The organism is Massilia sp. UYP34, from assembly GCF_056279385.1.
The window spans coordinates 193,607-213,561 of the sequence record NZ_JBWBRF010000003.1 but is presented as its reverse complement, the minus strand read 5'-3'; the positions used below and the strand labels follow the sequence as shown (position 1 = coordinate 213,561).

The following is a 19,955-nucleotide window of genomic DNA, read 5'->3' as shown; positions in this document are numbered from 1 at the left end:
GCGCGAACACCATGGGCGTGAAGCCCAATCAGTACAGCGGCAGCCAGCGCAGCTGCCGGCCGAACCAGCGCCGGGGCGTGGCGACCAGCGCATCGTCGCCGCTGCTCAAGCGCCGCTGGAACAGGAACAGGAGCGTGGCCACCAGCGCGGACGAGGTCTCCCACAGCACCGGTTGCCAAGGGGCCGCGCCGCCGTCGCGCCGGTAGTCTTCGAGCGCGACCAAGACCATCAAGGTCCAGAACAGGATCCAGGCGATGCCGGCGACGGCGAGGCTGCGGTCTGCGCGCGCTGAAGAGAAGGGCACGGAAGTCGTTCCATCTGAGAAAGACCCGATCATCGTGCATCGGCCTGCGATTGTCAAAATGGCGCCATGGCGGAGGTGACAATTGGTGAGCATTGCCGTCCCTGCAAGCTCATCGTGCGACAATGCGGCATGAACACTCCTGGTCACCACAGCGACGATTCCGATCACCGGCAGCCGATGCGGAGCCTGCTTGCCGCCCACGACTGGTCGTCCTCCCCCATGGGAGCGCCGGACGGCTGGCCGGTGGAATTGCGGGTGGCGCTCGACCTGATGCTCGATGCGCCCCATCCGACCATGGTGTGCTGGAGCGGGCGCTACCTGATGCTGTACAACGACGCCTTCGCGACGCTGCTCGGCCCGGCCCATCCTGGCGCGCTCGGCAGGCCACTGAACGAGGTCATGCCCGCCATGTGGCCCGAGGTAAAACCGCTGGCCGACGCCGCGATGGCGGGGCGGCCCGGCCACGTCGAGCACCTGTGCGTGACGCTGCCGCCGGGAGACGAGCCATGCCAGCGCTGGTTCAGCGCGTCCTATGTGCCCTTGCGCGGCCTGCATGGCGCGGTCGGGGGCTTCGTCCATACCGCGTTCGAGACCACCGACCGCGTGCTCGAGGCGCGCCGCGCCGACCTGGCGCGGCGGGCGAGCGATGCGCGCCTGTCGGCCCTGTTCGACAGCCTGCCGGTCGGGGTTGGCGTCACCGACATCAACGGCATGATCGTGCTCGCGAACGACGCCATGGCGCGCTACCTGCCGACGGGCCTCATGCCGTCCCGCGATGAACAGGGCTCCGCGCGCTGGACGATATTCGGTGACGATGGCGTGCCGGTGGCGCGCGACGATTTCCCCGGCGCCCGCGCCCTGCGCGGCGAGCGTGTCGTGCCGGGCATGGAGGCGCTGTACCGCGAGGGCGAGGACCGGCGCGAGGTCTGGACCCACGTCAGTTCGGTGCCGATCCGCGATGCCGACGGACAGGTCACCGGCCAGGTCTCGGTGGTGACCGACATCGACCGCGTCAAGCGCACCGAGGCGGCCTTGCGCGAGTCCGAAGAAAAATACCGCAAGCTGTTCGAAGAGGTCGACGAGGCCTTCTGCATCCTGGAAGTGAAGTTCGACGCCGGCGGCGCGCCGTGCGACCTGGTGTTCCTCGAAGTGAACCCGATGTTCACGATCCAGAGCGGGATTGCCGATGCCAGGGGGCGCTCGGTGCACGAGCTGGCGCCGGGCCTCGAATCGGTCTGGCTGGAGCGCTACGGCGCGGTGGCGCGCACCGGCGAATCGATCATGTTCGAGGAATATTCGCCCAAGCTCGAACGCTGGTTCGAGGTCAATGCCTCGCGTATCGGCGCGCCCGAGGCGTGCCAGGTGGCGCTGGTGTTTCGCGATACGAGCGAACGCAAGCGCATCGAGGAAGACATGCGACGCCTGGCGCGCGAGGCCTCGGAGGCGAGCCGGCGCAAGAGCGAGTTCCTGGCGGTGCTGGCGCACGAGTTGCGCAACCCGATGGCGACCATCCGCACCGGCCTCGAGATCATGCGCCTGCGCGCCGACAGCCCGGACACCATGGCGCGCGTGCGCGAGATGCTCGAACGCCAGACCCACCAGCTGTCGCACCTGGTCGACGACCTGCTCGACGTCGCCCGCGTCAGCAGCGGCAAGATCGAGATCCGCAAGCAGCTGGTCGACCTCAACCTGGTGGTGACGAGCGCGGTGGAGACCAGCACGGCGGTCATCCAGGGCGCGCGCCACCGGCTCGACGTCAGGCTCTGGCATGAGCCGCTGTTGCTGGACATCGACCCGACCCGCGTCGCCCAGGTGGTGAGCAATCTCCTGACCAATGCCGCCAAGTACACCCCGCCCGGCGGCGACATCCGCCTCGACGTGAGCCGGGCAGCGCGCCAGGGCGCGGGCACGGGGGCGGGTGAGGCGGTGATTGCGGTGAGCGACAGCGGCGTCGGCATCCTGCCGGAACACCAGGAAGCGATCTTCGAGATGTTCAGCCAGGTCGGCAACCATGGCGGCCTGGCCCAGGGCGGGCTGGGCATCGGCCTGTCGCTGGTGCGCCAGCTGGTGGCGCTGCACGGCGGCGGCGTCGAGGTGCACAGCGCCGGCGCCGGCCAGGGCAGCGTCTTCACCGTGCGCCTGCCGCTCGCGCGGCCCGACGCCGGGCAGGGCGACGCGGCGCAGGCGCCGCGGCAGGAGCAGCGCGCGCTCCCGCGCCGGAGCTTGCGCATCCTGGTGGTGGACGACAATACCGATGCCGCCGAAAGCCTGTCGCTGCTGCTGCAGATAAACGCCCACGAGATCCGCGTCGCGACCAACGGCCGCGACGCACTGGCGCTGGTCTCCGACTTCACGCCCGACATCGCTTTCCTCGACATCGGCATGCCGGGCATGACCGGCTACGAGCTCGCGGCGCGGCTGCGCGCCATGCCGGCGCTGGCGCGTACGGTCATCGTCGCCGTGACCGGCTGGGGCGCGGAAGAAGACCAGCGGCGCGCGCGCGAGGCCGGTTTCGACCACCACTTCACCAAACCGATCGCGGCCGAGACGGTGAGCCGCCTGCTGGGCGGGCTCGGCTAGCGCGCCCGGTTGCGCCCGGTTGCAGCGCAGTCGCGGCGCAGTTGCCCCTCAGTTGCCCCCACCGCGCTCGGCGTCGATCTCCTTCTTCATCGCCCCGACCTGGTCGATGTAATCGGCCACCGGCACGTCCGGGCTGGCGCGCAGCTCGGGCGGCAGCAGCACCGGCATGTACAGCTCGTCGGCGGTGCGGCCGTGGCGCTGCATGTTCCCGGCCAGGATCAGGCTCGACGCCAGCACCGCCAGCGCGGCGCAGACCGGGCGCAGGCGGCGCCGGTACTGCGGCGTCACGGTGGCGAGGTGGAAGTAGACCGCCACCGCCGCCGTCGCCACCGCCGCGTGCGAGGCATAGGCGGTCAGCCATTCGAGCGACCAGGCATAGGCCACGACGCTGGCCAGCAGGCGCACGCCCACCAGCGCCGCCAGCGCGCAGCCATAGATGAACAGGTGGCGCCCGAGGCGCGCGCGGCGGCCGAACAGGCGGTTGCCGAAGGCCCACAGGCCGGCCCACGCCAGGCCGGCGCCGCCGGCCGCGGCCGGGAACAGGGCATAGCGCTCCAGGTCGTTGCTGGCGTCGGTCAGCCAGGCCACCAGCAGCGCCGCCAGCACGGCCAGCACGATGCCGGCGCCGCCCGGCAGCATGCCTTCCCAGCCGTGCATGGTGCGGTCGACCAGCTCCGGCGCGACCCGGTGCGCGGCGCCGCGGATGCGCAGCGACGTATGGCCCATGCGCACCACGGTGTCGCCGTCGATCGCCAGTTCGTCCTTGATGCGCCGGCTCTTGTGCACGATGCCGTTGCGGCTGCCGAGGTCGCGCAGCCGCAGGCGCCCGTCCGGCCCGGCCTCGACCACGGCGTGGTGGGCGGCCGCATAATCGTCGTCGACGATGAAGTCGTTGTCATAGGCGCGGCCCATGCGGATCGGCAGCGCCGCCACGCGATGGCGGTGCAGCACCTCGCCGTTGCGGGCCAGCGTCTCGATGCTCCATGGGCCGCGCAGCGGATCAAAGCCCGCCGGCGCGCTCGCCGGCGTGCTCGCCGCCGTGTCCAATGGCTGGCTGGCGTGCTCGCTCATCGCCGTCCACTGCGCCCGAAGGCGCCCAGGTAGGCGCGCGTGACGCGCAGGCCGTTTTCGTAGGAGACGCCGGACACGTCCAGGCGGCTTTGCAGGCTCGATTGCGAGGCGTCCGTGCTGGCGGTGAGCAGGGTGAAGTTGTACAGGCCCTCGAACTTGCGGTAGGCGCGCACGCAGGTCACGGCGCGCATCGGCAGGCTGCGGGTATGCACGAAGCGCTCGGTGCAGAACGGCTTGGTCAGGCGCGGGTCGCCCGTGCTGCCCAGGTTGTTGACCTGGAAGGTGTCGCTGGCCAGCGCCGCGAAGCGCATCGGATCCATGGTGCCGCTGCGGATGTACTGGTGGGTCATGGCCACGTTGCCGGTCTGCTGCACGTCCGACACGAACACCGCCGACTGCATCACGCAGCTCATCGAGTCGGTGCTGTAGACCGCGCCGCGGGCATTCGAACGTCCCCAGCAGCGCACCTCGCCCGATTCGCGCACCGGCACCAGGTACTGGCCCATGCCCTTGAGCGTGAGGGGTTCCTCGAGCAGCTTGTCGACCATATTGCCCTGGTGCGCCAGCAGCTGTTTGCCGATCAGCGGATTGAAGTCGGCCGGCGGAGCGGCCTGCTCGGCCACCTTGCGCAGCAGCTCCTGCGCATGCCTGACCGGCACCAGGAAACTGACCGATTCGCCGTCGCGCCGGCGCGAGACGTTGATGCCGGCTACCGTGCCGCTGGCGGTCACGCTCGGCCCGCCGCTCATGCCCGAGTTGATCGGGCCGGAAAAGATCAGGCGGTCGTAGAAGCTGCGCGTGAGCACGCCGTTATAGGCCCCTTCCGAGATCGCAAAGCCCAGGTCGAGCGGATTGCCGAGCGAGTACAGGCGCTGGCCCTGGCGCAGCCGCACCGGCTGTTCGGGCACCTTGAAGAAGCCGCTGCCGTTGCGGTTGATGCGCACCACGGCCAGGTCGTGCAGCACGTCGACCGCCATTAGCTCGACCGGGCCGGTATTGCCGTCGGTATCGATGTATTCGGCCGTATAGATGGCGGGGTCGAGCGCCATCTGCGACACCACGTGGTAATTGGTCAGCGCCAGGTTGCTGGTGCCCACCAGGAAGCCCGAGCCGACCGTCGACTGGGTGCGGCCGTTCTTGAGCAGCATGCGGATCTGCAGCAGGTCGCCGCGCGCCGAGTCGTACAGGTCCTGGGCCGCCAGCGAAGGTTCGGGCAGGGCGTCCTGGGCCTCGGTCTCGCCGGGCAACGGCGCGTTCGGGGTGGCTGCGGGCGCGGTGTCGACCGGCATCTGGGGCACGCCGGCGGCTGCCCCGGCCCCGGCCGTGTTCTGGGTCGCGCGCGGCGCGGGTTGCGCCAGATTCTGCGGCGAGGGCTGGGCAGCGGCCGGCGGCGACGTCGCCTCGAGGGCGGCGCCGATGGCGATGCAGGTCAGCAGAGATGCGAGGACAGCTCGTTTCATGCAATAGTTTGATGGCAGTATGAGTTGCTATCTTGCCACCGGATCAACGAGCGTTGCGCGCGTTAGCGCACGTTCGGGGGCAATGAGGAGGGCGAAGCCGACGCCGACGGCGCTGCGTCGGCCGGTTCGACCAGGGCCTGTTCTCCCTGCTCGACGGCGGTCAGCGGCGCCATCATGTGGCCCAGCTTGGCCTGCTTGGTGTTCAGGTAGCTGTTGTTGTAGACATTGCGGTTCACCAGCAGCGGCACGCGCTCGGCGACCGCGACGCCGATGCGGTTCAGGGCGTCGATCTTGCGCGGGTTGTTGGTCATCAGGCGCACCGACTTGATGCCGAACTGCGCGAGCATCGGACGGCACAGCTCGTAGTTGCGGGCATCGGCATGAAAGCCCAGCTGCAGGTTGGCCTCGACCGTGTCGGCGCCGGCTTCCTGCAGGCGGTAGGCGCGGATCTTGTTGACCAGGCCGATCCCGCGGCCCTCTTGACGCAGGTACAGCAGGATGCCGCGTCCTTCCTCGGCGATGCGCTGCAGCGCGCCCTCCAGCTGGGCGCCGCAGTCGCACCGCTGCGAGAACATCACGTCGCCGGTGAGGCATTCGGAGTGCACCCGCGCCAGCACTGGCTCGCCGGTCGACAGGTCGCCCAGGGCCATCGCCAGGTGTTCCTTGCCGGTGGCCGGCTCGACCCAGGCGTGCAGCGTGAACTGGGCCCACGGCGTCGGCAGCGCGCACGAAGTGGCATAGTCCAGCAGGGAAGGCGGCGCGGAAAGGGCAGGGGCGGTGGCTTGCATGACGGTGTTTCCAATCGATATCGATGTTCTTACAGCGGTGAAGTTTACCGGAAATCGGGCATGGCCGTGCGGAATCACCCGCATTTCGCCGGTCCCGCGCGGCGGCTGTGCCAGGCGGCGCGAGCGCCCGGCGAACGGTCGGGTTCGGCAAATGACCAGGTTGCGTATTGCCGTGTGTATTGCCGAGTATTAATGTCACCGTGGTACGCTCCGTCTCCACGACCGTTCTAGAGGCCTCCATGCCGCATTCCCGCCCTTTCCTGCATCGCTTGAGCCCGCGCGGTCTCGGGGCCTGGCTCGCGCTCGCATTCTCGGTGCTGACCGTGGTCCTGACCCTGCTGCTGGTCGAAGTGGTCGAGCGCGCCGCCACCGACCAGGTCAAGAGCAGCATCGGCAACGGGCTGGGCGAGATGGCGATGCAGACCGCCGACAAGCTCGATCGCGGCATGTACGAGCGCTATCGCGAGGTGCGGCTGATGGCGCGCCGCGGCGAGCTGGTGGGGCCGTCGGCGACGCGCGCCGAGCGCCGCCGCATCCTGAGCGACATGCAGTCGACCTACGGTTATTACGAATGGATCGGCATGGCTGGCCTGGACGGCACGGTGCTGGCCGAGGCGCGCGGCCTGCTGGAAGGGAACAACGTGGCCGAGCGGCCGTGGTTCATCAATGCCCTCAAGGGCACCTACGTCGGCGACGTGCACGAGGCGGTGCTGCTGGCCAAGCTGCTGCCGGTGCAAAAGGGCGAGCCGCGCCGCTTCGTGGACGTGGCCTTTCCCTGGATGGACGCGAACGGCAAGCCGGCCGGGGTGCTGGGCACCCACCTGTCGTGGGAATGGGCGCGCGACGTCGAGCGCTCGATCATCGCGCCGGTGGAGACGCGCCACCAGGTACAGGCCCTGATCGTCAGCGCCGAAGGCGTGGTGCTGCTGGGTCCCGACGGTTTGCAGGACACCACGGTCAACCTGTCCAGCCTGGACCACGCGCGCAAGAAGCGCACCGGCTACGTGGCCGAGCGCTGGCCCGACGGACGCGACTACCTGGTCGGCTACGCCGCCACGCACCCGGTGGGCGATTATCCGGGCCTCGGCTGGCACGTGCTGGTGCGCCAGGAACTCGAGGACGCCTACCGCCCGGTGCGCGAGCTGCGCGCGCGCACGCTGTGGAGCGGCGCCGTGCTGGCGCTGCTGTTCTCGCTGGCCGGCCTGCTGCTGGCGCGCCGCATCACGCGGCCCCTGCAGGCCCTGGCGGCGTCGGCCGACCGCCTGCGCCGCGGCGACAGCCAGGAGCTGGTGCCGGCGCAGCGCGGCTATACCGAGGTGCGCCAGCTGTCGGGCGCGCTCAATGCGCTGGTGACGGCGCTGGTGCACCGGCGCGCCGAGCTGCAGGTGCTGAACGACACCCTCGAGCTAAGGGTCGAGCAGCGCACCCTGGAACTGGAACGCGCGCTGGCCTCGGTGCGCGCCAGCGAGCAGCGCATCGCCGCCATCGTCGGGGCGGCGCAGGACGCCTTCATGGCGGTCGACCAGCGCGGCATGATCCTCGACTGGAATCCGGCCGCCGAACGCATGTTCGGCTGGAGCCGCCACGAGGCGGTAGGCTGGCCGCTGGCCGAGATGATCCTGCCCGAGCGCTACCGCGCCAGCATCGCCAAGGCGCTGCGCGGCTTTCATCAGGGTGGTGAGTTTTCGTATGGCCGGCGCCTGGAGCGGATCGTGGTCAACCGCCAGGGCACGGAATTCATGGTCGAGACCACGGTGGCGCTCGCGGGCGAGGGCGAGGACGCCTTCTTCAGTATCTTCCTGCACGACATTTCCGAGCGCAAGAAGATCGACCGCATGAAGAGCGAATTCGTGTCCACCGTCTCGCACGAACTGCGCACGCCGCTCACGTCGATCCACGCCTCGCTCTCGCTGCTCGACACCGGCATGGCCGGCGCATTGCCGCCGGACGTGGCCGAGCTGATCCACATCGCCAACCAGAGTTGCGATCGCCTGATGCGGATGGTAAACGACGTGCTCGACATCCAGAAGATCGAGGCGGGCCAGATGGAATACCGGCGCAGCGTGCAGCCGCTGGCGCCGGTAGTGCGGCACGCGACCGAGGCGATGCAGGGCCAGGCGCGCCAGGCCGGCGTCGCGCTGCGTCTCGACCTGGCGCCGGGCGCCGAAGCGGTGCGGGCCGCGATCGACCACGACCGCGTGGTGCAGGTGCTGAGCAACCTGCTGTCGAACGCGATCAAGTTCACGCCGTCCGGCAAGGCGGTGACGGTGGGCCTGGCGCAGCGGCCGGGTTGGGCGCGCCTGAGCGTGACCGACGAGGGCCCGGGCATCCCGCCCGCATTCGAGGGCCGCATGTTCGAGCGCTTCGCCCAGGCCGATGCCCACGACACGCGCCAGCGCGGCGGCACCGGGCTGGGGCTGAGCATCAGCAAGGCGATCGTCGAGGAGCACGGCGGCACGATCGGTTTCGAGACCCGGGCCGGGATGGGAACGCGGTTTACGGTGGAGCTGCCGCTGGGGTAACCGGCTCCACGGTAGTTCTAGCGCAGCGCGTGCACCGCCATTCCGCCAAAGCTCTTCCACGCGCCGAAGCCGCTTTCCAGCTGCGGCAGCAGGCGCATCAGCGCGGGCTTGTCGAAGTGGAAGGTGGTGTCCGAGCCGGCGATGCCGCGCCGGTCGGCCAGCGCATACGCCTGCGCCTCATCCTGCGCCGCGGGCACCTTCAGCAGCATCAGCACCTTCTGCCCGTCCAGGTCGAACATCAGGAGGTCGCCCTTGGCGTCCGGCCCCAGGCGCCGGTAGTGGCGTTCCACGCCGGCGCCGGCCGGTCCGGCCTCGAGCGCGATGCGCACCCGCTTGCCGTGCCTGACGCCCCAGTCCAGGAAGGGCGCCGCATGGCGCCGTATCTCATCGGGGTCGGTGCGGTAGTTGCGCACCGTCAGCACGTCGACATGGCGCGCCAGGCCGCGCAGCAGCGCGTCCTCCTGGCTCCAGGCGGCCGGCGCCACGACCTCGAGCCGCATCTTGCCGGCGGCCTCGCGCAGCGCGGCGAGCAGGTCGAGGTAATGGCCGTCGCGCGCCGCCTTCGGCAGCTTGTCGGGATCGAGCAGCTGGGGCTGGACGTCGAACTGGACCCCCTTCAGGCTTTCCCCGGCGCCCGCCCGCGCGTTGTAGGCGGCATAGGCGCGCATGCGGCCGACGGCGTCGGCGCGCGCGGTCGGCAGGATCAGGTCGGGCCCGTCCTCGAAGGCGGTCAGCGCGATGCCGCGGCCGTGCGCCTGGCGCACGAAGGCCGCCAGCGCCTGCGGCTCGGCGACCTCGCCGGCGCGCACCGGCACATTGATGAACAACTCTCCCATGCCTTGGCCGGCGGCCCAGTCGAGCATGGCGTCGGCGCGTTCGCGCCAGGCGTTCGGGCTCCAGGCCCAGGCGGCGCGCGGCGCGCGCCGGCGCACCTCGGCGGCGTCGAGCGGTTGTCGGGTGGACAGGCCCGGCTGCGGCGCGGGCGGCGGCGGCTGTGCGCCCAGCGTGTGGCCGGTGACGGTGAATTCCTTGCCCCGTTGTTCGCCGTGCAGCAGGATCGTGTCGCCCGGCGCCGCGTCCGGCGGCAGGAAGTGCAGGGCCTGGACGCCGCTGGCGGCCACCTTGAGCGGCACGGCGCGGCAGCCGGGATCGGGCTTGCCCGGCGCCTCGGTGACGATGGCGCGCATGCGCGCGCCCCTGGCGGTGGTGTAGTCCTCGGTCACGGCGCCGGGCGAGGCGAGCGGGGTGCCGGGGCACAGCAGCAAGGTGGCGGCCTGGGCCGGCAAGGACAGCAGGAGCGGGAGCAGGAAAATGGAGCGCGACATGCCCCGAGTGTAAGCGAGCCGGGCGATTCGTAGCGCCCGGTTCAGGCGGCCGGCAGCAGCAGGCGCCGCACGCGCGCCAGCAGTTCGTTGGGCTGGAACGGCTTGCCGACGAAGTCGTTGGCGCCGGCGTCGAGCGCGCGCACGGTGTCGCGCTCGGTGTTCTTGGCGGTCAGCATGAGGATCGGCACCGCCGCCCAATCGGCGCGCGCACGGGCCAGGACGACGATCTCGTAGCCGTCGAGATGGGGCAGCATCACGTCCATCAGCACCAGGTCGGGGATCTCGGGACTGGCGGCGACGTACTCGCTCGCGGCGCGGCCGTCTGCCAGGTGCAGGACGCGGTAGCCCTGGCGTTCGAGCATGAAGCGCAATACCTGGGCGATGTGGTCGTCATCCTCGACCACCAGCACCAGGGGTGCGGGAACGTGTTCGTTGAGCATGGTGAATTCTTCGTTGAATATTCGATTATACCGATGCCTGCGCGGATATTGGCGTGGTTGTTGCTAAGAACCTATCCCGGTAGGTGAGGGTCGTTCCTGCCGCGCCTGGCAAGCGTGCGCTGCGTTGCTCGTCGTTGCATGGCTCGCCATGCGGCCTCCTCGCGCCTTGCTCACACTCGCCATGCATCGACATGAACTTCCCCTCACCTACCGGGATAGGTTCTAAGTATCACCTGGCCGATGGCCGACGCAGCGGATCGAGCAGGCCGCGCAAATCATTGTGGTCGAGTTCATACATCAGGGCCAGCAACTGGCCCAGCTCGCCGCGTGGGAAGCCTTCGCGCGCGAACCAGCCCAGGTAGTGGCCGGGCAGGTCGGCCAGCTTGCGGCCTTTATATTTCCCGTACGGCATTTCGCGGACGAGGAGGAGGGAGAGGTGTTCAGCGTTCATCGTGCGGCACTTTAGCAAACAACGATGGCGTTGTAGCATTTCGGTGACAAGGGGAGGAAACATGATGGATGACTTCAACCTGGCGCGCTTCGTCGAGGCGCAGGAGCCAATCTACGCCGGCGTGCTGGCTGAATTGCGGGCCGGGCACAAGCGCAGCCACTGGATGTGGTTTGTCTTTCCGCAGTTCAAGGGGTTGGGCAGCAGCGAAATGGCGCGGCGGTATGCCATCGGCTCCGAGGACGAGGCGGCCGCCTACCTGGCCCATCCGGTCCTGGGGCAGCGCCTGCGCGAATGCGCGGGCATCGTCGCCGCGCTCGACGGGCCGTCGGCGCACGAGATCTTCGGCCACCCGGACGAGCTGAAATTCCGCTCGTCGATGACCCTGTTCGCCGAGGTGGCGCCGGACGAGGCCGTGTTCCAGGCCTGTATCGACAAGTATTTCGACGGCGAGGCCGACCCGGAAACGCTCGCGCGACTGTAAGGTGCTGAAAAACGCCGGTTCAGGCGTCGGCGAACTGCGCCAGCAATTCGTCCGGCCGGCCGCGCATGGCCACGTGCAGGATCACCGCGGTGGAAAAGCGCAGCGCCGGATGGCTGGCGCGGTGGCGGGCGAACCAGAACGCTTCGTCCAGGTCGTCATCCTCGTGCGCCGTCGTCAGCACTGCCTGTTCCGGCGCGACGTCTTCGTAGTCGAACGCTTCCAAGGCGGCATCCTCGACTGCCTCGTTCCAGCTCGCGCACTCCTTGCCCCAGGCCAGCATGTAGCGGCAGCCGGAATCGACCAGCCAGCGCGCGACGTCCCAGCGCCACATTTCGTCGCTGTCGTCGTCGATCACGACCACGGCCATGAACGGGGCCAGGTGCTTCAGGTCGGGCAGGGCGTCGTGGGGACGCAGTTGCAGGTAATGGGCTTTGTGTGCTTGCATGATGTCGATGCCGGAAAAAGGTTGGCGGCATTATCGCCGCCCGGCGCCGATCGTGCCAGCCGTCCGCGGTGCCAGCGTTTCGCGCGGGATCTGGCGCGCTTCGTGCAGGGCGCCGCGTTGCGCGGGGTTGCGCCGGGTTGCGCCGCGCCGCTAGGCCGCCGTGTCGCAGCGCTCGTCGAGCACCGCATACAGACGCCCGGTGTCGATCGGCTTGACCAGGTGGTGGTCGAAGCCGGCGCCGAGAATCTGGTCGCGGTCGCGCGCCTGGCCGTAGCCGGTGACCGCGACCAGCATCGCGCCCCTCGTTTCCGGCAGCCCGCGCAGGCGGCGCGCGAGTTCCAGCCCGTCGATCCCGGGCAGGCCGATGTCGAGCAGGCAGGCGTGGGGCCTGAAACCGCGCGCGCACTCCAGCGCCCGCAAGGCGTCGTGCTCCACCGCGACCCGATGGCCGCCCGACTCCAGCAGCATCGACAGGGTGACGGCCGCATCGACGTTGTCGTCCACGATCATCACGCGCAGCGATCCAGACTGTGCGGCGCCGCGCAATTCTTCTCGTGGCGGGGCGGCGTCGACCCGGCGTTCCAGCAGCGGCAGGCACACCGTGAACCGGCTGCCGAGGCCCGGGCCGGCGCTGTCGCAGGCGACCTCGCCGCCATGCAGTTCGACCAGGTTCTTCACCAGCGCCAGGCCCAGCCCCAGGCCGCCCGAGGCGCGGTCGGATGAGCGTTCGGCCTGGGCGAACAGCTCGAAGGCGCGCGCCGCCAGCTCGGGCGCCATGCCGATGCCGTTGTCGCGCACGTCGATGCACAGGCGCCGTTCGGCATCGATGTTCGATGCGACCTCGAGACGCCCGGCTTCCGGCGTGTACTTGGCGGCGTTGTCCAGCAGGTTGGCGACCACCTGCACCAGGCGCTTGCGGTCGCCGGCAATCTGCGTGTCCGGCGGCGGCAGGTTCAGCGTCAGGTCGTGGCGGCGGGCCTGGATCAGCGGCATGACCTGTTCCACCGCCTCGTGCAGCATGGCGCCGACGTCGAGCGGCGCGGTGTCCAGCTCGACGAGGCCGCGCGTGACGCGCGAAACGTCCAGCAAGTCTTCGATCAGCGCCGTCATGTGACCGACCTGGCGCCCGATGATCTGGCTGGTGCGCTTGACGATCGCCTCGTCCAGCTTCATGCGCTGCAGCAGCTCGGCCGCGGCGCCGATCGGCGCCAGGGGATTGCGCAACTCGTGCGCCAGCATGGCCAGGAATTCATCCTTGCGGCGGTCGGCCTCGCGCAGCTTTTCTTCCGCCGCCTTGCGCTCGGTGATGTCGCTGGCGGTCCCGATCCATTCGTAGACCGCGCCGGCGGCGTCGAACATCGGCACCGCGCGCGACAGGGTCCAGCCGCTGCTGCCGTCGGCGCGCCGCACCCGGTGCTCGAGCTCGAAGACCGAGCCGTCGCGGATGGCGCGCGCGACCGCCTGGTGCACGCGCTCCTGGTCCTCGGGCGGGATGTATTCCTCCAGCCAGAAGCGGTTTGGGTCGTCCGTGTCCTTCAGGAAGCCGCGGCCTTCGAGATGGCGCAGCTGGGTCCAGTCCGGGTTCATGCGATAGATGACTTCGGCCGTCGCATTGGTCAGCGCGCGGAAGCGCTTCTCGCTTTCGCGCACGGCGGCCTCCGAGCGCAACTGGGCGGTGACGTCGTTGTTGCTGTGCGAGATGCAGACCAGCTCCCCGCCGGGACCGAAGATCGGCGTGCTGGTCGCGGTCCAGAAGCGTTCCTCGAACATCGTCTGGCCATTGGGCAGCACCACGGGAATCGGATAGCGCACCGCCGGCAGGGTGTCGGGCAGGCCGGTCGCGCGCACCTTGGCGAGCGAGGCGCGCAGGTCCGCTTCGCCGGTGTCTTCGGGATCGTCGGGGTTGCCGGGGAAGGCCTTGAACAGGCTGGTCCCGACCAGTTCCTCGCGGGTGCGCGACGATGCCTTCAGGAACGCATCGTTGACCGCAAGGATGATCGCATCAGGCGTGGGCGACAGCAGGTAGTGCCCGAAGGGCGAGCTGTTGAAGGCTGACTCGAACAAGGTGGCAGGAAGCATCGTCGAAGACCGGTCGCAGGAGACGAAATTATAGGGCAGAAGTGGGCATGTTGAACGGACGATTGAACCGGTCGCAATCCTCGTATGCATGGTCGTGTTTACGTCGGCACGGCATTGTTGCGGATAGCCGCAGATGGTTTCCCCACGCTGGTGGGGATCTTCTTTTATGGGGTTGAGTTTCACAGACATCGAGGAGCTCGCGTATCGGTGCGACTTGCTGTCCCTGGCGTCGAGCACAGCCGGCCGCAGCGATCAGCCTCATTCCTCCATATGCTGGTGCGGCCGGAGCCCGGAACCCGGGACACCGCGGCAAACAAGACAACGGCAAAACGCTCGCGTTGCGTATAATCGCCGGTAGCCTGTCCACTCATTACCAGAAAACAACAACTCATGGCCTCATCTTCCGACAACATCAGCATGGCGGTGTTCTGCGACTTCGAAAACGTCGCATTGGGCGTGCGCGACGCCAACTACGAAAAATTCGACATCAAGCCGGTGCTGGAGCGCCTGCTGCTCAAGGGCAGCATCGTGGTCAAGAAGTCGTACTGCGACTGGGATCGCTACAAAGCCTTCAAGGCGGGCATGCACGAGGCGAACTTCGAGCTGATCGAGATCCCGCACGTGCGCCAGTCGGGCAAGAATTCGGCCGACATCCGCCTGGTCGTCGACGCCCTCGACCTGTGCTACACCAAGTCGCACGTCAATACCTTCGTCATCATCAGCGGCGACTCCGACTTTTCGCCGCTGGTCTCCAAGCTGCGCGAGAACGCCAAGCAGGTGATCGGCGTCGGCGTCAAGCAGTCGACCTCCGACCTCCTGGTGGCCAACTGCGACGAATTCATCTTCTACGACGACCTGGTGCGCGAAAAGAACCGCGCCACCGCCAAGCGCAAGGAAGAGCAGGAGGCGCGCAAGGGGCAGCCGGGACGGCGCTCGGGCGCCGCGGCGGGCGCCGGCGACGACAAGCGCAAGGAAGAACTCGAGGCGCGCAAGGTGCAGGCGCTGGACATGGTGGTCGAGACCTTCGACGCCCTGGTGCTCGAGCGCGGCGACACCGGCAAGATCTGGGCTTCGCTGCTGAAAGACACCCTCAAGCGCCGCCGTCCGGACTTCTCCGAGACCTATTACGGCTTCCGTACCTTCGGCAACCTGCTCGAAGAAGCGCAGACCCGCGGGCTGTTCGAGTTCGGCCGCGACGAAAAGTCGGGCACCTACGTCTATCGCAGCGCGAATGCGCCGGTGCTCGTGCCGGTTGCCGAGTTCGCGGTGCAGGATGACGTCGAGGTCCCGGACGCCGCAGGCCAGGACGGGATCGAGGCAGCCGCCCCGGTCGAGACCGCGCCGGAAGAAGGCGTCAAGCCGGACACCCGCCGCGGCCGCGGTCGTGGCGGACGCAAGGCGGGCGCGCGCGGCGAATCGGCCTCCACCTCGGCGCCGATCCCGGCCTGGCTGGAACCGGTCCCGATGGAGAGCGACGCCACGGCCGCGGCCGATCTCGAGGCCATCGAGCAGCCGGCATCGCAGCCGACGCTGGTCGTGACCGAGGCCCCGGCGCTTGAAGCAGGCGAGGAAGCGCCGGCCCCGGCCAAGGAACGCCGCCGTGCGCCGCGCAAGCCGTCGGCCAAGAAGCTGGCCGAACAGGCCGCGCTGGAAGCCGCCCGGGCCGAGTCCGAGACGCCGGCCGAACCGGAGTTCGATGCCGTCGCGGCCATGGCCGACGATGCCAGCGAGGCCGGGGCCGAGGCCAAGCCGGAGCGCAAGAAGGGCGCGCGCCCGGCCCACAAGGCTCCGGCCCCCAAGGCGCCGGCCCGCAAGGCGGCGCCGCGCAGCCGTCGCCCGGCCAAGCCGAAAGCCGGCACTGACAACGGCTGACCGTTGGCGACGCGCGGCGCGGCGCGTGCGCCACGCCGCCATCGGCGATGCCATAATGGCATGGCCTGCCCGAGCCCGGGCAGGCCTCATCCGCCCGGGTCGAAGGAGCTCGCCATGCGCATAGTTGCCAGCCTGTTGCTGTTGTCCCTGTCGGTCGCCTGCGCGCCAGCGCTGGCGCAGAAGGGGCCGGCCGCCGACCATCCGATCCTCGGCATCTGGCGCCTCGCGGTGCCCGACACCAACTGCCTCGAGACCTACCGCTTCCGCGCCGACGGCACCACGCTGGTCACCAGCGCCGCCGAGATTTCCGAGAGCGTCTACACGATCCCGAACCAGCCCGATCGCGACGGCTTCTATCGCCTGACCGACCGCGTCACCAAGGACAACGGCAAGCCCGATTGCTCCGGCAACGTCATGAAGCCGGGCGCCAGCGTCACCCATTTCGTGCGCTTCCATCCGTCCGGCAAGCTGTTCCTGCTGTGCGCCGACGCCTCGGGCGAGGCCTGCATCGGCCCCTTCACGCGGGTGCGCGGCGAAGAAATCTGAGCGCTTTTTCGCGCAGGCGCCAGGGGCAGGGCGCGGCGCCGGCCCTTGGGCCGGGCTGGAACACGGTGTATATTGCTGAGCGAAACGTCAACCTCGGCACGCCATGTCCCCGCTACTCCTCTTCTGCATCCTCATCGCTTATTTCGCACTGCTGCTCGGCGTCGCCTGGGCCACCTCGAGAGGCGCCAACAACGACAGCTTCTTCATCGGCAACAAGAGCAGCAACTGGATGCTGGTTGCCTTCGGCATGGTCGGCACCACCCTGTCCGGCGTGACCTTTGTCAGCGTGCCGGGCGCGGTCGGTGTCGACGGCTTCGGCTATGCCCAGATCGTGATCGGCTACGTGATCGGCTACCTCGCCGTGACCTATGTGCTGCTGCCGCTGTACTACCGCCTGCAGCTGACCTCGATCTACCACTACCTCGACGTGCGTCTGGGCCGGCGCGCCTACCAGAGTGGCGCCGGCTTCTTCATCATCTCGCGCCTGCTGGGCGCCACCGCGCGTCTTTACCTGGTGGTAAACATCCTGCAAGCCATCATCCTCGACAGCCTGGGCGTGCCGTTCTGGCTCAGCACCCTGGTCGTGCTGGGCATGATCCTGCTGTACACCTACCAGGGCGGCGTGAAGACCATCGTCTGGACCGACACCCTGCAGACCAGCTGCATGCTGTTCGGCCTGTTCGCCTGCGTCTGGATCCTGCTGGGCGAATTGAACATGTCGATTCCCGAAAGCCTGAACCAGATGCAGGCGCAGGGTCTGGCCACCATCTTCACGCATGACATCGACAGCCCCAATTTCTGGCTCAAGCAGATCGTCGCCGGCGCCCTGATCACGATCACCATGACCGGCATGGACCAGGAAATGATGCAGAAGACCATCTCGGTCAAGACCCTGAAGGATTCGCAAAAGAACATGCTGGCCCTGACCGCGGTGCTGGTCGTGGTGCTGCTGTCCTTCGTGTTCCTGGGCGGCCTGCTGTACCTGTATGCGCCCATCGCCGGCGTGACGGCCGTCGGGGACAAGATCTTCCCGGCGGTGGTGATGGGCCATCTGCCGGCGGCCCTGCAGATCATCTTCCTGATCGCGCTGATCTCGGCCCTGTTCCCCAGCGCCGACGGGGCGATCACGGCGCTGACCTCGTCGACCTGCATCGACCTGCTCGGCATCAAGCGCCGCACCGACCTGACCCAGGCCCAGGCCGAAAGCCTGCGCCGCCGCGTGCACCTGGGCTTCGCCTTCCTGTTCCTGCTGCTGGTGCTGGGCTTCAAGGCGGCCGACAACCCGAACATGATCGGCGTGATCCTCAAGCTGGCGGCGTATACCTACGGTCCCTTGCTCGGCCTGTTTGCCTTCGGCATGCTGACCGCGCGCATGCCGAACGACCGCCTTGTACCGCTCGTGACGATCGGCGCGCCGGTCCTGTGCGCGATCCTTGAGTACAATCAGGCCTATCTGCTCGGCGCCTACCGCCTCGGGCTGGAATTACTCTTGATTAACGGCATACTGGTGTTTGCCGGCTTGTATGCGATTTCGCGCCGCCAACCCGGCCTTGCCGGGGCCGGGCAGGTCGCCTGATCGCTTCGTTTCATTGACTTTGACTGGAGTTCCGATGGCCTTCAAGCCCCTGAGCGCCTTGCGGCGCGGGTTCGTGTTTCTGTGGACCGCGCTCGACGTGACCCGCCGCACTTTCTTCAACCTGTTGTTCTTGCTGATCCTCATCCTGGTCATCGCGACGTTCTTCGGCGGCGGCGTCAAGCCGCTGTCGAGCAAGACCGCGCTGGTAGTCGAGGTCAAGGGCGACCTGGTGGAACAGTACGAAACCACCTTGCGCGACACGTTGCTCGACAACGTGGGCGGCGACAGCAAGCGCACCGTGCGCCTGCGCGACGTGACCCAGGTGCTGGACAATGCCGCGCGCGACCCCGACATCACGAGCGTGGTGCTGCTGCTGGACGAAATGAACGGCGGCGGCATGGCCATGCTGCGCGAGTTCGGCGCCGCGGTCGAGCGCGTCAAGAAGGCCGGCAAGACGGTCGTGGCCTGGAGCGGCCAGTACGACCAGAAGCGCTACCTGGTCGCCTCGCACGCCAGCGAGGTCTACGTGCACCCGATGGGCATGGTGCTGATCGAGGGCTTCGGCGGGCGCCGCAACTACTATCGCGACGCGCTCGACAAGGTCGGCGTGACGGTCAACCTGGTCAAGGTCGGCACCTACAAGAGCGCGGCCGAGCCCTATATCGCCAACGGCCCGTCGGACGCCGCGCGCGAGGCCGACGCCTTCCTGTACAACGCGATGTGGTCGGGCTACACGGGCCTCGTCGAAAAGAACCGCAAGCTGCCCGACGGATCGCTGGCCAGCATGATCGACACGCTGCCCGAGCGCATGGAAGCGGCCGGCGGCAGCGCCGCCAGGGTCGCCCTGCAGGCCAGGCTGGTCGACGGCCTCAAGACGCGCGACGAGTTGCGCGCGCTGATGATCAAGCGCGGCGTCTACGAAAAAGACATCAAGTCGTTCCGCCAGATCGGCATGCACGAATACCTGGCGCGCCATCCGCAAAAAGCCTTCGGCGACGCGGTCGGCGTGATCGTTGCCTCCGGCACCATCACCGACGGCGCGGGCGGCCCCGGCGTGGTGGGCGGGCGCGCCACGGCCAACCTGATCCGCCAGGCGCGCGAGGACGATTCGATCAAGGCCCTGGTGCTGCGCGTCGATTCGCCCGGCGGCAGCGCCTATGGCTCCGAACTCATCCGGCGCGAGCTTGAACTGACGCGCGCCGCCGGCAAGCCGGTGGTGGTGTCGATGGGCAGCGTGGCGGCGTCGGGCGGCTACTGGATCTCGATGGCGTCCGACGAGGTCATCGCCGACCCGGCCACCATCACCGGCTCGATCGGCGTGTTCGCGCTGCTGCCGACCGCCCACAAGGTGGCCGACAAGCTGGGCGTGCGCACCGACGGCGTGACCACCACCTGGCTGGCGGACGCCTACAATCCGCTGCGCCCGCTCGATCCGCGCTTCGAGAAGCTGGTCCAGCAAAGCATCAACCACGTGTATGCCGACTTCACCAGCAAGGCGGCGGCGGCGCGCAAGACCACCCAGGCGAAAATCGACGAGGTGGGGCAGGGCCGCGTCTGGACCGGCGCCCAGGCCAAGGAGCGCGGCCTGGTCGACCGCCTGGGCAGCTACAACGACGCCCTGGCCTCGGCCGCCGGCCGCGCCAAGCTGGACCCGGACTACCGCGTGGTCTATGTGGAGCGTCCGGTCACGCGGGTGGAGCGCTTCCTGCAAATGGCCGGCGCCTCGGCGGCGCAGGCGCTGACGATCCAGGTCAAGCTGGGCCTGGTCGAACAGGCGATTCCGGCCGGGCCGGTCGGCCAGGTGGCGCAAGACATGGCCTTTTTGTCCGAACTGACGCAGGAACGCAAGCCGTTCGCGGCGGTGGCCCACTGCTTCTGCGGCGGTTGGTGACCACTGACGGCGTTTCATGCCGGCAGTTTGTAACTGATTAATACAATGTTTCAACGGGCGCGAGCGACGGTTCGCGCCCGTTTTTCGTTTACTTCGGCTAAATAGCGCCGAACTGTGTAAATCG

At 68.6% G+C, this 19,955-nt stretch carries 16 protein-coding genes; 7 read left to right on the top strand and 9 right to left on the bottom strand.

The window, feature by feature from the left end:
• Positions 1-28: 28 nt before the first annotated feature.
• Positions 29-304, bottom strand: coding sequence for a hypothetical protein (locus ACZ9AQ_RS07560; RefSeq protein ID WP_429203133.1), 276 nt, complete (start codon positions 302-304; stop codon positions 29-31).
• Positions 305-433: 129 nt separating this feature from the next.
• Here ACZ9AQ_RS07560 and ACZ9AQ_RS07555 point away from each other — a divergent pair, with 129 nt between their 5' ends.
• On the top strand, positions 434-2,884 hold the full coding sequence (locus ACZ9AQ_RS07555; protein WP_429203131.1) for a hybrid sensor histidine kinase/response regulator: 2,451 nt from the start codon (positions 434-436) through the stop codon (positions 2,882-2,884).
• A 48-nt stretch (positions 2,885-2,932) separates the two neighbouring features.
• On the opposite strand, the gene ACZ9AQ_RS07550 is transcribed toward ACZ9AQ_RS07555, so the two are convergent.
• From ACZ9AQ_RS07550 to ribA, 3 genes are all read right to left on the bottom strand, one after another.
• Positions 2,933-3,955, bottom strand: coding sequence for an FHA domain-containing protein (locus tag ACZ9AQ_RS07550; protein ID WP_429203129.1), 1,023 nt, complete (start codon positions 3,953-3,955; stop codon positions 2,933-2,935).
• Positions 3,952-5,415: a S1 family peptidase gene (locus ACZ9AQ_RS07545; protein WP_429203128.1), complete on the bottom strand. Its 1,464-nt coding sequence runs from the start codon at positions 5,413-5,415 to the stop codon at positions 3,952-3,954. The genes ACZ9AQ_RS07550 and ACZ9AQ_RS07545 overlap by 4 nt, the downstream gene beginning before the upstream one ends.
• A 62-nt stretch (positions 5,416-5,477) precedes the next feature.
• The gene (gene ribA / locus ACZ9AQ_RS07540; protein WP_429203126.1) at positions 5,478-6,203 is read right to left on the bottom strand and encodes a GTP cyclohydrolase II; all 726 of its coding nucleotides are present in this window, start codon (positions 6,201-6,203) and stop codon (positions 5,478-5,480) included.
• 239 nt (positions 6,204-6,442) lie between these two features.
• On the opposite strand from ribA, the gene ACZ9AQ_RS07535 reads away from it, so the two are divergent.
• Complete coding sequence (locus ACZ9AQ_RS07535; RefSeq protein WP_429203124.1) at positions 6,443-8,725, top strand: ATP-binding protein; 2,283 nt, start codon at positions 6,443-6,445, stop codon at positions 8,723-8,725.
• Between the two features lie 17 nt (positions 8,726-8,742).
• On the opposite strand, the gene ACZ9AQ_RS07530 is transcribed toward ACZ9AQ_RS07535, so the two are convergent.
• The 3 genes from ACZ9AQ_RS07530 to ACZ9AQ_RS07520 all read right to left on the bottom strand — a co-directional run bounded on the left by ACZ9AQ_RS07530 (position 8,743) and on the right by ACZ9AQ_RS07520 (position 10,941).
• The gene (locus ACZ9AQ_RS07530) at positions 8,743-10,050 is read right to left on the bottom strand and encodes a hypothetical protein (protein ID WP_429203122.1); all 1,308 of its coding nucleotides are present in this window, start codon (positions 10,048-10,050) and stop codon (positions 8,743-8,745) included.
• A 41-nt stretch (positions 10,051-10,091) separates the two neighbouring features.
• Complete coding sequence (locus tag ACZ9AQ_RS07525; protein WP_429203121.1) at positions 10,092-10,490, bottom strand: response regulator transcription factor; 399 nt, start codon at positions 10,488-10,490, stop codon at positions 10,092-10,094.
• A 229-nt stretch (positions 10,491-10,719) separates the two neighbouring features.
• The gene (locus ACZ9AQ_RS07520) at positions 10,720-10,941 is read right to left on the bottom strand and encodes a DUF3820 family protein (protein WP_429203119.1); all 222 of its coding nucleotides are present in this window, start codon (positions 10,939-10,941) and stop codon (positions 10,720-10,722) included.
• A 61-nt stretch (positions 10,942-11,002) separates the two neighbouring features.
• Between ACZ9AQ_RS07520 and ACZ9AQ_RS07515 the strand changes: the two genes are divergently transcribed.
• A complete protein-coding gene (locus ACZ9AQ_RS07515) occupies positions 11,003-11,422 on the top strand; it encodes a DUF1810 domain-containing protein (RefSeq protein ID WP_429203117.1) in 420 nt (139 codons plus the stop codon).
• A 19-nt stretch (positions 11,423-11,441) separates the two neighbouring features.
• Here the strand turns inward: ACZ9AQ_RS07515 and ACZ9AQ_RS07510 are convergent, their stop codons facing one another.
• Together ACZ9AQ_RS07510 and ACZ9AQ_RS07505 are read right to left on the bottom strand one after the other, a co-directional pair.
• Positions 11,442-11,867, bottom strand: a complete 426-nt coding sequence (locus tag ACZ9AQ_RS07510; RefSeq protein ID WP_429203115.1) for a DUF7684 family protein — start codon at positions 11,865-11,867, stop codon at positions 11,442-11,444.
• Positions 11,868-12,017: 150 nt separating this feature from the next.
• On the bottom strand, positions 12,018-13,946 hold the full coding sequence (locus ACZ9AQ_RS07505; protein WP_429203114.1) for a PAS domain-containing hybrid sensor histidine kinase/response regulator: 1,929 nt from the start codon (positions 13,944-13,946) through the stop codon (positions 12,018-12,020).
• A 390-nt stretch (positions 13,947-14,336) separates the two neighbouring features.
• Between ACZ9AQ_RS07505 and ACZ9AQ_RS07500 the strand changes: the two genes are divergently transcribed.
• The 4 genes from ACZ9AQ_RS07500 (at position 14,337) to sppA (ending at position 19,831) form a co-directional block, all read left to right on the top strand.
• Positions 14,337-15,818 carry an NYN domain-containing protein gene (locus ACZ9AQ_RS07500; RefSeq protein ID WP_429203112.1) on the top strand — a complete coding sequence of 494 codons (1,482 nt, stop codon included), beginning with the start codon at positions 14,337-14,339 and terminating at the stop codon, positions 15,816-15,818.
• A 114-nt stretch (positions 15,819-15,932) separates the two neighbouring features.
• Positions 15,933-16,364 carry a hypothetical protein gene (locus ACZ9AQ_RS07495; RefSeq protein WP_429203110.1) on the top strand — a complete coding sequence of 144 codons (432 nt, stop codon included), beginning with the start codon at positions 15,933-15,935 and terminating at the stop codon, positions 16,362-16,364.
• A gap of 103 nt (positions 16,365-16,467) precedes the next feature.
• A complete protein-coding gene (locus ACZ9AQ_RS07490; protein ID WP_429203108.1) occupies positions 16,468-17,940 on the top strand; it encodes a sodium:solute symporter in 1,473 nt (490 codons plus the stop codon).
• 34 nt (positions 17,941-17,974) lie between these two features.
• On the top strand, positions 17,975-19,831 hold the full coding sequence (gene sppA, locus ACZ9AQ_RS07485) for a signal peptide peptidase SppA (RefSeq protein ID WP_429203106.1): 1,857 nt from the start codon (positions 17,975-17,977) through the stop codon (positions 19,829-19,831).
• Positions 19,832-19,955: the final 124 nt, after the last annotated feature.

Bases quoted from the DNA above. Each gene is read 5' to 3' on its own strand.
- ACZ9AQ_RS07555 (WP_429203131.1), top strand. From the start codon at position 434: ATGAACACTCCTGGTCACCACAGCGACGATTCCGATCACCGGCAGCCG.
- ACZ9AQ_RS07550 (WP_429203129.1), bottom strand. From the start codon at position 3,955: ATGAGCGAGCACGCCAGCCAGCCATTGGACACGGCGGCGAGCACGCCG.
- ACZ9AQ_RS07545 (WP_429203128.1), bottom strand. From the start codon at position 5,415: ATGAAACGAGCTGTCCTCGCATCTCTGCTGACCTGCATCGCCATCGGC.
- ribA (WP_429203126.1), bottom strand. From the start codon at position 6,203: ATGCAAGCCACCGCCCCTGCCCTTTCCGCGCCGCCTTCCCTGCTGGAC.
- ACZ9AQ_RS07535 (WP_429203124.1), top strand. From the start codon at position 6,443: ATGCCGCATTCCCGCCCTTTCCTGCATCGCTTGAGCCCGCGCGGTCTC.
- ACZ9AQ_RS07530 (WP_429203122.1), bottom strand. From the start codon at position 10,050: ATGTCGCGCTCCATTTTCCTGCTCCCGCTCCTGCTGTCCTTGCCGGCC.
- ACZ9AQ_RS07525 (WP_429203121.1), bottom strand. From the start codon at position 10,490: ATGCTCAACGAACACGTTCCCGCACCCCTGGTGCTGGTGGTCGAGGAT.
- ACZ9AQ_RS07520 (WP_429203119.1), bottom strand. From the start codon at position 10,941: ATGAACGCTGAACACCTCTCCCTCCTCCTCGTCCGCGAAATGCCGTAC.
- ACZ9AQ_RS07515 (WP_429203117.1), top strand. From the start codon at position 11,003: ATGATGGATGACTTCAACCTGGCGCGCTTCGTCGAGGCGCAGGAGCCA.
- ACZ9AQ_RS07510 (WP_429203115.1), bottom strand. From the start codon at position 11,867: ATGCAAGCACACAAAGCCCATTACCTGCAACTGCGTCCCCACGACGCC.
- ACZ9AQ_RS07505 (WP_429203114.1), bottom strand. From the start codon at position 13,946: ATGCTTCCTGCCACCTTGTTCGAGTCAGCCTTCAACAGCTCGCCCTTC.
- ACZ9AQ_RS07500 (WP_429203112.1), top strand. From the start codon at position 14,337: ATGGCCTCATCTTCCGACAACATCAGCATGGCGGTGTTCTGCGACTTC.
- ACZ9AQ_RS07495 (WP_429203110.1), top strand. From the start codon at position 15,933: ATGCGCATAGTTGCCAGCCTGTTGCTGTTGTCCCTGTCGGTCGCCTGC.
- ACZ9AQ_RS07490 (WP_429203108.1), top strand. From the start codon at position 16,468: ATGTCCCCGCTACTCCTCTTCTGCATCCTCATCGCTTATTTCGCACTG.
- sppA (WP_429203106.1), top strand. From the start codon at position 17,975: ATGGCCTTCAAGCCCCTGAGCGCCTTGCGGCGCGGGTTCGTGTTTCTG.